At 42.3% G+C, this 13,749-nt stretch carries 9 protein-coding genes and 2 pseudogenes; 6 read left to right on the top strand and 5 right to left on the bottom strand.

Annotated features, from left to right (window positions below):
- The 5 genes and pseudogenes from ACRBG0_RS10655 to ACRBG0_RS10635 all read right to left on the bottom strand — a co-directional run.
- A pseudogene (locus ACRBG0_RS10655) lies at positions 1-711 on the bottom strand (efflux RND transporter periplasmic adaptor subunit); the annotation flags it as partial.
- A gap of 73 nt (positions 712-784) precedes the next feature.
- Positions 785-1,228: a hypothetical protein gene (locus ACRBG0_RS10650; RefSeq protein WP_431486874.1), complete on the bottom strand. Its 444-nt coding sequence runs from the start codon at positions 1,226-1,228 to the stop codon at positions 785-787.
- Positions 1,229-1,373: 145 nt separating this feature from the next.
- The gene (locus tag ACRBG0_RS10645; RefSeq protein ID WP_431486873.1) at positions 1,374-1,640 is read right to left on the bottom strand and encodes a hypothetical protein; all 267 of its coding nucleotides are present in this window, start codon (positions 1,638-1,640) and stop codon (positions 1,374-1,376) included.
- 66 nt (positions 1,641-1,706) lie between these two features.
- On the bottom strand, positions 1,707-2,603 hold the full coding sequence (locus ACRBG0_RS10640; RefSeq protein WP_431486872.1) for an ArdC family protein: 897 nt from the start codon (positions 2,601-2,603) through the stop codon (positions 1,707-1,709).
- A 198-nt stretch (positions 2,604-2,801) separates the two neighbouring features.
- The gene (locus ACRBG0_RS10635) at positions 2,802-3,293 is read right to left on the bottom strand and encodes a JAB domain-containing protein (RefSeq protein ID WP_431486871.1); all 492 of its coding nucleotides are present in this window, start codon (positions 3,291-3,293) and stop codon (positions 2,802-2,804) included.
- A 613-nt stretch (positions 3,294-3,906) separates the two neighbouring features.
- Between ACRBG0_RS10635 and ACRBG0_RS10630 the strand changes: the two genes are divergently transcribed.
- The 6 genes and pseudogenes from ACRBG0_RS10630 (at position 3,907) to ACRBG0_RS10605 (ending at position 13,747) form a co-directional block, all read left to right on the top strand.
- Positions 3,907-4,341: an HYC_CC_PP family protein gene (locus ACRBG0_RS10630; protein ID WP_431486870.1), complete on the top strand. Its 435-nt coding sequence runs from the start codon at positions 3,907-3,909 to the stop codon at positions 4,339-4,341.
- A 113-nt stretch (positions 4,342-4,454) separates the two neighbouring features.
- Positions 4,455-8,105 (top strand): annotated as a pseudogene (locus ACRBG0_RS10625) (efflux RND transporter permease subunit); the annotation flags it as partial.
- A 102-nt stretch (positions 8,106-8,207) separates the two neighbouring features.
- Positions 8,208-9,374 carry a TolC family protein gene (locus ACRBG0_RS10620; protein WP_431486887.1) on the top strand — a complete coding sequence of 389 codons (1,167 nt, stop codon included), beginning with the start codon at positions 8,208-8,210 and terminating at the stop codon, positions 9,372-9,374.
- 9 nt (positions 9,375-9,383) lie between these two features.
- A complete protein-coding gene (locus ACRBG0_RS10615) occupies positions 9,384-11,207 on the top strand; it encodes an efflux RND transporter periplasmic adaptor subunit (protein ID WP_431486869.1) in 1,824 nt (607 codons plus the stop codon).
- Between the two features lie 56 nt (positions 11,208-11,263).
- The gene (locus ACRBG0_RS10610) at positions 11,264-11,686 is read left to right on the top strand and encodes a heavy-metal-associated domain-containing protein (protein WP_431486868.1); all 423 of its coding nucleotides are present in this window, start codon (positions 11,264-11,266) and stop codon (positions 11,684-11,686) included.
- Between the two features lie 120 nt (positions 11,687-11,806).
- Positions 11,807-13,747, top strand: a complete 1,941-nt coding sequence (locus ACRBG0_RS10605) for a galactose oxidase-like domain-containing protein (protein WP_431486867.1) — start codon at positions 11,807-11,809, stop codon at positions 13,745-13,747.
- Positions 13,748-13,749: the final 2 nt, after the last annotated feature.

Here is a 13,749-nt window from a genome sequence, read left to right as displayed (position 1 = left end):
TTCACCTGCGCTAACTTCTCTGCCTGCTTGTAGTTTGTTGCTCCTGAAGAAAACTATCCCACTACTTTTAGCGGCGACGGTTTGTTCCTCTCCTTTTACCGGTTGCCTTTCTCCCGAAGTATGGATTACTTCATGAATAGGTTGTCGTTTGACTTGCTCAATAGCGAAGTCAATTTTCCATGCTTGTTCTTTTAAAAAGGAAATTTCATCTCCTGCTGATTCGGGAGGATTAGCAGCAATGGCCGTTGCTGCATCTGGATATACGGTAATATCAGAAATCGTAATGGTATCTGAGAATAAGGATGTCGTCAAAATAAACACTAATTGGTAATTCCCAGCTTGGGAAGGGGTTAATGCCGGGCGAAAAATACCCGGAGAACTTGGCGCGGCTACCGCATTCTTTTCTCCAACTTGTTCTCCCTTGGTTAGCTGAACCGTCACTTCGCCATTTTCGATAGCTTTAAAGCTTTTCATTCCTGAAAAGTGGGCGGCAAAACGACTTTCCTTTCCAACAATCAATGGAGGAAATTCTACAAATAATTCCGATTTTTTCGTCCAAATGGTGAAGGACAAAGGCTCTAATTCTGGTTCGTGAGCAGCGTGTGTTTCATCGCCGTGGGTATGTGTACCCTCACCATGTTCGTGACCACAACCTACCATTAATAGGAGTAGCCCTGCCATCGCAATGGCAGACACAAATATATATTTCATTATGTTAAATTCTTTCGTCTAAAAAATTAAAACTGATTGATTAGGACAAGAGATTGTCCTTCGATAGGTAAGATTAGACGAGAGCAGGAGGTGCTCTTAGAGGAGTATTAGGTTGCTTTAACCTATGCGACAGAAATAGGTGATAAGGTGGTGGGTCTGGTAAGGATTCAGCATCTACGCTAACAACCACCTTGTTTTCTCCACTATTTAAAAAGCTGACCGTTTTATTAAGGTCAACGTTTTTTTTGCTTGAGGCCTTTTGTGCAATGACTAAATGCTCATCTGCGTGGTCATTTGAATGATTTACACCTTCAAATAAATGCCCCAAAAGATGAAATATTCCTACATGAAAACCATGCTCATGGTGGATTTCTTTGAAGTTTTCATGTTGGTGAGAAACTGAATTTGGGGTCTTACTAAGCTCTGCATTGTGAGAATGCATGACACTGAGGTGCAATACTACTAGGAGATAGATTGCTAACAGAAAATGGCTTAATATTTTTTTTCTTAGTTGCACAATGTAAAGGTAACGAATTTATACTGCTAATGGTCTGTTCTTTGTGCTAAAGCTATTCTTTGCGGCAAGCATTAAAAGCTTTAGCACAAAGAATATGCGATTTTTGCCGCCCATAGGCCGCGCGAAATTGCGCAAATCAGTTACATTAATCTGCGTAAACCTGTGCTTTGCTCAATAACTGTAAAGGGGCATTGTATTCGCCCCCAAGTTTCCAGCCGTCTAAAAAGTTATGCATTCGGTCAAAGATAGCAATGGTAACAGCGTGAGCCGTACAACCATTTTTAAGCCTGTTTAAAAAATCCTGCGCTTCTTCCAGTGTATCAAAACACCAATAGCAGATTAACAATTCTTCCCCTGCTTTATCCATTTCTACCGAATAGAAATTATCTGATTGACTGTTTTCTGAGTTCATAACACTTAGTTTATCAAAGATTAGCTAGGGCAGGGAGGTTTTAGGCTCCCTGCTAGGTTCGTTTTATTAACCTAAAATGTAGTTCACCGCTTTCTGCGCATCGGCGGCGGCTTTAAAGATGAGCTTTTTATCATCCTGTAAAAGCTTTAACCAGCCCTGTAAATAGGCGGCACTATTTTCTAGTTCGGTTTCCCCGCATATTCCAGCGTGACCCGCTAAAAAAGCGGCTCCTATTTCGGCTACCAGCTCTTCGCGGCTGTATCGTTCGCTCTTGAATTTGGCAGGTTTTACGATGCCTTCACGGTTGAGGCGGGAGGCGTGACCCGTGCTGTGGGTGAGTTCGTGAAAGTAGGTCAGATAATACGCTTCGGGTGTTTTGAACTGCTCTAGCTTTGGCATATTGAGCTTGTCAATATCTGGGGCGTAAAAGGCGCTATCGGCATCCTCAAAGATGTATTCGGGGGCGTTGGGGTAATTGCCGATCAATTGCTCACAAACTTCTATTTGCTCGTGCTGGGTGAGGGTGATTTGTGGCAAATCAATTTCTATCTCTTCCACGTCTGCGATATTGAAAACATAGTAGAATTTGAGAAACTGGATTTTCTGGGTTTCTTCCCCCATACCGTGTAGGGCTTCGGCTTGTTGCTCGTTGATGCGCTTGCCGTCTGAGTCTTTATGGTAAGAAGTATAAAAATAAACCCGCTCGGCTTTGGCTCCTTTCTTAATCTTTCCGCCCATTGCTTTGGCTTGCTTAAAGCTCATATAGTAGGGGATAGGATGCTCACTAAAGAGATTGAGAATAAAGGCGTTGATACCTGTATAAATATGCCCTGTGTGAGCATTACGGGCCAAACCGTAACGGCTCCAGGTAGGTTGCCAAGGTTTTACACCTGCTTCTAATTTGGCAATAATGCGGTCGGTGAGTTCCTGATAAACGTCTTTTTTAGTGCTTTGCTTTGTCATCTTAAATCCTTTTTATTAGTTGTTTATGAATGGTGTTTAACCGTTCTGCCGTTCGGCGAGAAAAAAGGGGGAGCAGGCGCAACGGGTAGGGGCAGCCCGTCGGAGACGGACACCGTTTGCACAAATGAACTTTTGAGAATGCGGAAAATGGGGATGCCCTTGCGGCCTGCTGGGGAGTGTGTCCCCTAGCTGATGGGACTAATGATTAATTAGTCCTTCATCAGCAAAAGAAAAACAGCCACCTTCGGGGGCGAGAATCAAATGATCCAGCAAAGGAAGGTCTAGTGCTTTTCCTGCTGCGAATAATTTGCTGGTGAGGTCTTTATCTGCCTGACTGGGGTGTAACTGGCCGCTGGGGTGGTTGTGGGCAATGATGATGGAATTAGCCCGTGCTTTTAAGGCAGTAGCAAAAATGATCTTAGCATCTACGACCGTTCCAGCCATTCCACCTTGGGAAACCTTGTACCAGCCCATCACACGATTTGCACGATCAAGGATTAGCAAATAGGCTTCTTCAAAAAATTCAATAGTCTCCTCGTCCCAGAGTTGGCGAAAAATTCGATGGGCATTTTCGGAACTCCTGATTTGTGGCCGATCTTCGGCGTAAACTTTGGCTTTGTAAGTAACTTTTACTTCTGCGATCTTTAGTGGTGTTTGTAAGCTCATTTTAAACTGATTTACTGGATTCATAATTAGGAAATTTCCCTTCTACTGTGAGCGGAGGGTATTCCGCTGGGGCAGTTTTTCTTACTGCCGGATATCGTAATTGAGGTTGCTTCCCTTTTGCGAAAGCCAGTTCACGCAGGATGCGGAGACCGAAGCCAGGGTGGAAGACTTATTATTTATTGAGCTGGTGAAAAGAAAAAATCAGTCTGGAAAGGAAGGGCACGACCGTCCCTTGATACGGATCGGAGCAGACCAGTATCTTGCTGTAGCAAAACAAAGGGAGGGACATCAATTACCGGTGAGGGAGAAAAATGGCGAGACCAAGCGGATTAACTCATAGCGAAACCATCAGCCTGCGGATCGCTCCCTTGGTTCCTGGATTGGCGGCGGTTTTTGGAAGAAAAGCGTGACAGTTTAGGGGGAGTGTGAGGTGGGGTGAGAATGTCTAGTGGAACGACTTATACCGAGGAAGAGTAGAGGGCTGCCTGAAGTTATTAGGTTGAGTTAGAAGAAACATTAGAGAATCAAAATGTTACTTTCTCTTTAAGTTTTATCAAAATAATGCAAGTAATAGCCAAAATAATACAATACAACTGTAATCTATTTCCTGTATATTTGTAGAAATATTTAACTCTAATTGATTATACGAACTCTGCATATTACTTTAGCTCTACTTATACTTATTAGCACTTCTGGGCTAGTAATGAGTAAGCATTTCTGTGGTGGAAAGCTTATAAGTACAGCTCTTTTTGCAGAGGCTGTGCCTTGTATTCAAAGTAATGCAATGAAGGATTGTTCCCTGCATGAGGCGATACCAGCTTCTGAGGAAGATTCCATATCTGGGAAGAATTGTTGCGATACAGAAACTACTTTTGCCAAAGTAGAGAATGAGCAGTTGGAAGTTTCTTTAGAATTAGATGTTAAAGATTATCCAGCATTATTTGCTACGCTTGTTATTATTATTGGTCTTGTCCCTGTAGAGAATGATATCAAGACTACTAACTATTTCACTTACAAACCGCCCCTCCTAGTCTACAACCTCCCTGTGAGATTGCAGACATTCCTCATTTGATTTTATTCTTCAGTTTTGCCACTGTTACCAGTATTTGGTATGCAGAGGCTAGCCCTGTTTAGGCACTTGCATTGTTGCTAGTGCTAAATATAATGATTACTGAAGGTGAAATTATGTTAGCTAAATATATTCGGTTTTTTTTAGAGAATAAGCTGGTCGCTTATCTTTTATTGCTCTTATTTGTCGGTTGGGGACTAGTTACTGCTCCATTTGATTTTGGGATTAACGACCTACCTCGTGATCCAGTAGCGGTTGATGCTATACCAGATATTGGTGAAAATCAGCAAATTGTTTTTACCCAATGGATGGGGCGTTCCCCACAAGATGTAGAAGACCAAATCTCCTACCCACTTACTACTGCACTCCTTGGCATTCCTGGGGTAAAGAGCATTCGCAGTAATTCTATGTTCGGTTTTTCCAGTATCTACGTCATTTTTAACGATGACATAGAATTTTATTGGAGCCGAAGTCGAATCCTCGAAAAACTAAACTCCTTATCCGTAAATACCTTACCAGAAGGTGTCCAACCTACTTTGGGGCCTGATGCAACTGCTTTAGGGCAAATTTACTGGTACACGCTTGAAGGACAGGATAAAGAAGGAAACCCAACGGGCGGATGGGATTTACACGAGTTAAGAACCATTCAGGACTTCTATATCCGCTACGGTTTATCAGCAGCAGAAGGAGTGTCAGAAGTGGCCTCAATTGGTGGTTTTGTAAAAGAATACCAAGTTGATGTAGACCCCGAAGCGATGAAGGCCAATGGCATTACCTTAGAAGAAGTAATGAAGGCCATAAAAGGCAGTAATATTGATATAGGTGCTCAAACTATTGAGATAAACCTTGCCGAGTATTTTGTTAGAGGGCTCGGCTACGTAAAGAAAATATCAGATATAGAACAAGGTGTAGTCAAGGTAAATAATAATATTCCATTACGAATTGGTGATGTAGCCAAAGTAAGTATCGGACCTGCTACTCGTAGGGGGATTTTGGATAAATCAGGGGCAGAAGCAGTAGGTGGGGTTGTTGTTGCTCGCTATGGTGCAAATCCATTAGAGGTTATCCAAAATGTAAAAGGGAAAATTGCGGAATTAGAGCCTGGGCTGCCTACTAAAGTTTTGGCGGATGGGACTATTTCTCAGGTTAATATAGTACCGTTTTATGATCGTACTCAATTGATCAATGAGACAATTGGAACCCTTCAGGAAGCACTATCATTAGAAATTTTGATCACCATCATGGTGGTGATACTGATGCTCTTGAACCTAAAATCATCCTTATTAATATCCAGCACCCTACCAGTAGCCGTACTTATGTGCTTTATTGCCATGCGATACTTTGGTGTTGATGCCAATATTGTAGCCTTATCAGGCATCGCCATCGCTATTGGTACGATGGTAGATATGGGTATCGTTCTGATTGAAAGTATGGTGAAAAGAATGGAAGAGGCACCGCCTGATGAAAGCCTTCTGACGACCATATACGAGGCCACGATTGAAGTGGCTTCAGCGGTAATCACTGCTGTAGCAACAACGGTGATTAGTTTTATTCCCGTATTTACAATGGAGGCATCGGAAGGGAAATTGTTTCGCCCCTTGGCTTATACCAAAACCTTTGCTCTAGTAGCTTCCATTATTGTCGCGATAACGATTATTCCACCTCTTGCTCACAGTATTTTTTCAATAAAATCGAGGAGCAAATTAGTGGCTAACATCGGTAATACGTTGGCATTACTAGTGGGCTTAATTATCGCTATCCTTTATCAGCCTTTCCTGGGAGCTATACTAGCAGTTGTCGGTGCTAGTGGTTTGCTAAGTACGTGGGTGCAGGCCAATAGCACGGCACGAAATGTAACCATACTCTCTTGGTTAACCAATGTGATTTATGCACTAGTTGTTGCCTGGTTGCTCGCTACGATTTGGATGCCACTGGGAGTTACAAAGAGTAGCCTTCTCAATTTTCTTTTTGTGACCCTTTTTGCGGGCGGGTTGATAGGATTTTTCTATGTAATTATCTATTTCTATGAAACCATCCTCCGCTTTTTACTGCGTTTCAAAATACTGTTTCTGCTATTAGTTGGTTTCATTGTCTATCAAGGATTTGTAGTCTTTCAACAAACTGGCGAAGAGTTCATGCCTTCTCTCGACGAAGGGTCTTTTCTTTTAATGCCAACTTCCATGCCTCATTCTGGGATGCAAGAGAATATTAAGAATCTCCGACTTTTGGACATGGCAGTTACGGCTATTCCAGAAGTGGAATCTGTGGTCGGGAAAGCAGGGAGAGTGAATAGCGCTTTAGACCCTGCTCCAATGTCGATGTACGAGAATGTAATACTCTATAAATCTGAATACAAAACAGATAAAGATGGCCACCGTACACGCTTTCGTTTCATCGATGGAGAATATGCACAAGATGAAAATGGCGAATTAATTCCTGATGAAAATGGTCAATATTACCGTCAGTGGCGAGACGAAATTAACAGTCCGGATGATATCTGGAATGAAATTGTTAAAGCAACAAGAATACCTGGTGTTACCTCGGCTCCTCGTTTACAACCCATTGAAACTCGCCTTGTGATGCTACAAACTGGTATGCGAGCACCAATGGGAATCAAGGTACAAGGATCAGATTTACCTACGATTGAAGCTTTTGGCCTACAGTTGGAAAAACATTTAAAAGATGTAGAAGGGGTAAAGGATGCAGCTGTATTTGCTGATCGAATTGTGGGGAAACCCTATCTACTTCTCGATATTAACCGGGAGGTAATAAGCCGTTATGGCTTGGCTATTGAAAAAGTACAACAGTATATTCAAGCGGCGGTTGGGGGAATGAATATGACCACAACAGTTGAAGGACGTGAACGCTATTCGATACGGATTCGTTACCCGCGTGAGCTACGTGATGATCCTGAAGCTTTGCAACGGATTTATGTATCAACGCCCACTAATCAACACATACCTTTGGGAGAGTTGGTAACTATTAGGTATGAAGCGGGAGCACAAGCCATTAAAAGTGAAGATGGTTTTTTGATTGGATATGTTCTTTTTGACAGGGAAAAGGAATTTTCTGAAGTAGAGGTAGTTGAAAACGCACAGAATCATTTTTCGACCCTTATATCAAACGGTGCTTTAGAAGTACCTGCGGGAATTAGCTATCGTTTTGCAGGTAACTATGAACAACAGGTCAGGGCAAGTAAGCGATTAAGTATAGTAGTTCCCATTGCCTTGGCTATTATTTTCCTCATCCTATATTTTCAATTTTCCTCTGTCACAATATCCCTCATGGTTTTCACGGGGGTCTTTATTGCTTTTGCTGGTGGTTTCATCATGATTGGTCTATATGATACCAGTTGGTTCCTTGATTTTAATTTGTTTGGAACCAATATGCGAGACCTATTCCAAATACGAACAATCAATTTAAGCGTAGCAGTTTGGGTAGGCTTTTTGGCCCTATTTGGTATTGCCACCGATGACGGTGTATTGGTTGCCACCTTTCTTCAGGATAGTTTTAAGAGAAACCAACCCAATACCATAGCAGAAGTCAGAGATGCGGTAGTTGAAGGGGGCTTACGGCGGGTGCGCCCGGCGATGATGACTACAGCTACTACCATTCTAGCATTACTCCCCGTATTGACCTCAACAGGTAGAGGTGCGGACATTATGTTACCGATGGCGATTCCTTCCTTTGGAGGGATGACATTACAGATGATTACGATGTTTACGGTGCCTGTGTTATTTGCACTTTGGCAAGAGTGGAGTCTTAGAATTAATGATAAGACAACACACTGGAATGGCGGCACGAAGGCAGGGATTGCATCACTGGTTATTCTTCTCTTTTTCTCTGCAAGTTCGGCATCTGCTCAGACATTGGCACAACTGACTCAAGAGGTGGAAACGCAAAACCCTGAGTTAAAAATGTTGACAAGTGAATATCGTGCAGCATTGGAACGAGCACCACAAGTAAGTCAATTGCCTGACCCTGAAATAGGCATAGGTGCTTTTCCCCTTCCCGTAGAAACCAGACTGGGAGGTCAGCAATTGAGACTAGGAGCAACTCAGATGTTTCCGTGGTTTGGTACTTTGTCTCAAAAAGAAGAATTAGAGGTAGCCAAAGCTAAAGCAGTTTATGAGCGTGTCGGGGCGAAAATGCTCGACCTAAGGTATCAGTTGGAACAAAGCTATTTTCAGTTGTACCGTATTCAAAGAAGCAGAGCTATTATTCAGGAAAATATTGTCCTTTTCGAAGCACTGGAAAGGCTGGCATCGACCAAGGTAGAAAGTGGAAAAGCTTCTGCTGCGGATGTGCTAAGGGTACAGTTGAAAATTGAGGAATTAAAGCAGGAATTAATCATCCTGGAAACCTCCGAATTAGACCCAACTGCTACGATCAACCAATTAAGGAATCAGCCTTTAAGTAGAGAGGTTGTAATTGTTGAAGATCTCGCATTTACTGATTTACCCTACAATAAAGACAGCTTAACGGCTAATATACAGAAGAATCATCCATTAATCAGAATGCTCAAACAGCAACAAGAAGTAGCAAGAGAGGCCATCGTATTAAACGAGTTCAATAGTAAGCCTTCTTTTGGCGTGGGGTTTGACTACATCTTAGTTGACGAACGTACGGATGCTTTTCCTGCAAATAACGGGAGAGATATTCTTCAGCTTCGAGCGAGTGTTAAAATCCCCCTCTTTAGAGAACAGTATGCCGCCAGGGAAAGGGAAGAGAACATTCGTATTGAGGCACTGGCATATCAACAAGAAGATGTGCTCAGCAAATTCCTGACTACGATCGAGCAGGCGTACGTGCGTCACGAAACTGCCCGCTTGCAGGTTGAGCTTTATCAGCGGCAAATTGAAATTACCGATGCGGCTATCCGCATACTCGAAGATAGCTACAGTACACAAGGCAGTAACTTCGACGAGCTTTTACGCTTGGAAAACGAACTCGTAGATTATGATATGAAAATGCTAAATGCTATTGTTCAAAGCCATTTGGCGAAGAGTAACATCAACCGATTTATCACCCAATAATTAACAGCCATGAATAAATATATCAAAACGATTTTAATAATTTCAGGAGCCTTAAGTGTCGGCTTGTTGATGGGGTATTTGTTGTTTGGCAATAATAATGCCACGAGTAAGACTACTGATGAGCATATTCATAGTGATACTGCAATGGAGACCGCTGGAGCTGAAGAAATTTGGACTTGTTCTATGCATCCGCAAATTCGTCAAAATGAACCAGGGGATTGCCCCATTTGTGGCATGGACTTGATTCCTTTAGTGGCAAACTCTTCTAATGATCCGTTAGTACTAGAAATGACAAATGAAGCTGTCAAATTAGCCAGTATTCAAACAACAATAGTTGGACAAGGTACAGGCTCGACAGCTAAAACACTGCGGTTGTCTGGCAAAGTACAGGCTGATGAACGTTTAGCTTCTAGTCAGGTGGCCCACGTTCCTGGTCGAATAGAGAAACTTTATGTGTCCTTTACCGGAGAAGAAATTAGAAAAGGACAAAAGCTGGCCGATCTTTACTCTCCTGAATTAATTACGGCACAAAGAGAATTACTAGAAGCATTAAAGCTCCAAGCAGTAAACCCGGGATTGATTGAAGCTGCCCGTAATAAACTTAGGTTTTGGAAGATCTCTAAAGAAACGATAGATAGGATTGAAGGGGAGGGGGAAATACAGGAAATATTCCCTGTTTACGCTGACGAATCAGGAATTGTGATGAAGCGCAGAGTAGCTGTTGGCGATTATCTAAAGCAAGGAGAACCATTATTTAGCCTTATGAACCTGCGTAGTGTATGGGTATTATTTGATGCTTATGAAGAAGACATTTCTCATATTTCAATAGGAAATAATGTTTCATTCAGCACTCCGGCGATTCCAAACAGAACCTTCCAATCCCGCGTCACTTTTATTGATCCGGTAATTAATCCTCAAACCAGGGTGGCTTCCGTACGGGTAGAAGTACAAAATACAAAGGGTCTACTGAAACCAGAAATGCTGGTCTATGGAACACTAGAAAATAAGGCTGTTGCGACTTCTAATTTGACCATTCCCAAGTCTGCTGTACTATGGACAGGGCCACGCTCTGTCGTATATGTAAAAGTGCCCGATAGAAGCGTTCCGTCCTTTCAGTTTCGCGAGGTCGAAATAGGAGATGCACTTGGAGAAAATTACCAGTTAATATCTGGTGTAGAAGCAGGAGAAGAAATAGTCACCTACGGGAATTTCGCCATTGATGCAGCAGCTCAACTCAATAATCAGGCAAGTATGATGAACAGAGATGTGATGCTTAAAGGAGCTGATCATTCCGAGCATTTGCCAGATTACACAAGTGTAAGCCCTGCTGACTTCAAGCAACAGCTAGCCGAGGTAACAGCTAGCTATCTTTTATTGAAAGATGCGTTCGTAGCAACTAATGTAGCGTTAGCTGGCGAGCAAGCAGCTAAATTGGTCGCTTCGTTGGGAAAAGTAGATATGGCATTGCTTGATGGTGATGCTCATCTTTATTGGATGGAGCAGCTTTCTGCAATGGAAGCTCATACTACCCAAATTCAAGCATCAAAAGAAATAGAACAACAACGGACACAATTTTCTTTTCTGTCTCAAGCCCTGATTAAAAGCCTTAAAGTGTTTGGGGTACCAGAATCGACCTATTACGTACAACACTGCCCCATGGCCAATGACAATGAGGGAGCTGATTGGTTGAGTAGGGAAGAGCAAGTGCAAAATCCTTACTTCGGGGACAAAATGCTTACCTGTGGAACGGTGCAGGAAACCATTACCAAGAATTTTAAAAACCCAGCTATCGAGGCAACTTCAACACCTCGAATGACGGGCCATAATCATTAATTATCTCTTGACGGGATAGACCGTCAACTATTTTTTAATCCATCAATATTACCAAAATGAAGTATTTGAAAATTTCTTTGGCTGTTTTAGTAGTAGCACTTTTTGCTACACCAGCCTTTAGTCAAAGCTGTCATAGCAGCAACGCTAAAGCAGGTGAGACGGAAGCGGCCAGTAGTGCCAGTATCCTTGAAAATGTGCCTACTGACTTTGAAGCAGGGCAATTTATCGTAGGTGGCGAATGTGGCATGTGTAAACGCACGATTGAAGGAGCTGTAAACAGTCTTACGGGTATCCAAGCCGTAAACTGGGATGTGGAAAGCAAAATGCTTACCGTAAGCTATAACCCCAAGGCTCTCACGGTACAAACGATTCAGGAAAAGATTGCGAGTGTGGGTTATGATGCTGGAACTGTTCGGGCCACCGACGAAGCTTACAACAACCTACACGGTTGCTGCCAGTATGAACGAGTAAAGCTATAATAATTTAGTAGTGTGATCGATGAGGGAGCGAAATTCTGTTTCGCTTCTTCATCTCTAATCAAGTTTTCTAAGGGTACGATACCACGAACCATTCCGACAACCATGAAAGAAAAAATAAAGATGAAAAGCATAATTCCTTTTGTTATTCTCTTGTTCTGCTTCACCACTGTTTTAGCTCAGTTTCGGGTAGAAGGGGTTGTTAGTGAAAGTTCAACGGTTGTATCAAATGCCCGGGTGACCCTATTTAATGAGGATTTATCGATCTTTTTTGAAACACGAACTAATGAAACAGGAAACTACGAGTTCAATGAAATACCTGAAGGTAATTATACAATAGGAGCAACGGCCTTAGAAAGGGATTATCAAACGACCTTGCTGAGTATCGATAGTAACCAGGCAGCGATAAACTTTTCGCTGGAACCAGAAACTAACGGTGGTCGTTGGGAGGTTGTTATGGAAAGCCCAGAACCTTTGGGAGGCACCGATCTTGGAATTTTACTGCCTAATGGGAAGGTTTTTTATTGCCATAACTCAAAGGATCCCTTTTTATTCGATCCAGTCACAAACGATACCGCATTCATTTCAGGGGATGATGAGGTATTGGGATGCGTTGCTCCTGCCTTACTTCCAAACGGAGATTTAATTTTTCTAGGAGGAACAGATCAAGAAATCTATGGGCCAGGAACCAAAATCGTAAAGACCTTTGATACGGAAAGTGAAATATGGGAAAACCGGACAGATTTATCAGACTTTCGTTGGTATCCCAGTTTAGTCCAATTAGCAGATGGGAAATTGCTCCTCACAGGAGGAGGTGGCCTAGATAATCCAATAAGAGTAACGACTACGGAGATTTATGACCCCATAGATTTTACAACAATACCAGTAGGCGAAATAGCAATAGGAAACGAAGTTTCGCCAATGGTACTCTTATATAACGGTGAGGTCTTAATGACACACCGGCCTCCTCAATTGTTTTCACCACCAACGGAAGAATGGGATTTGGCCGCCGATTTTGTGCAAAACAATCGCATGCCAAACGGAGATCATTCCGATCACGAATTAGTACTGCTTCCCGAAGGAAAAGTCGTAGCTATTGGTTACAAATCATTCAATCCTCCAAATTATGGAAGTATTGTTGAAGTATACGACCCTGAATTAAATCAATGGTCATTGGGCCAGAATTTCCTGCCGATTAGGAGTAGAGCTAAGACCGTTTTGCTACCCAATAAAAAAGTATTGGTTATGGGTGGAGAAAAGGAAGACCCTACTGATCCTACCCATACGAACCAGTGGAATTATATGGGAATAACGGACCTCTACAATCCCTACACTGATACTTGGAGGAGATTGGAGAACTTGAATATACCTAGAGAGTATCATTGTACTACAATTCTAGTACCAGATGGAAGAATCATTGCAGTAGGTGGAGAAGGATCTCCGGGCAACGAACCCGCGACGAGTACGATTGAGGCTTTTGAACCTCCTTATCTATTTAAAGGCGTTCGACCTGAAATTCACAACCTGAATAAAGATGATTTTTCACGCGGCGAAAATATTGTTTTCAATATTGAAAAAACGAACTTTCCTACCTCTGTAATCCTCGTGTCTCTGCAATCAGTTACCCATTTTATGAATACGGGGAATAACCGTTTTTTAGAACTCAATTTTTCTCAAGTAGGGAATATGGTAACGGCCCAAGTTCCATTGGATAGCCTGGCAGCACTATCAGGATACTATATGCTTTATGCTATGGTTGATGATATTCCTTCTATAGCAAGAATTATCAAGATCAACTCTGAGCAAGTACTTACAGGGATAACTACATCTTCAAGTACTTCACGGGTAAAACTTTACCCGAATCCAACAACAAATTCAGTTATCCTAAGTGGGCTCAGTGGTGGAGAACTTGAAATATTCAATATCTCCGGACAGTTAATCGATAATCAGACAATTAGAGGTGATCAAACCGAAATAGATATCTCAGCTTATCCGAAGGGGACTTATTCATTCCGAATCAAAACAGCTTCATTTAATCTAGTCCGTCAAATTATCAAACAATAACA

Origin of the sequence: Lewinella sp., from assembly GCF_050633125.1 — a bacterium.
Classification (GTDB): Bacteria; Bacteroidota; Bacteroidia; order Chitinophagales; family Saprospiraceae; genus Lewinella.
Note: the sequence above shows the minus strand (reverse complement) of the source record. Positions and strands in the feature narration are given on the sequence as shown.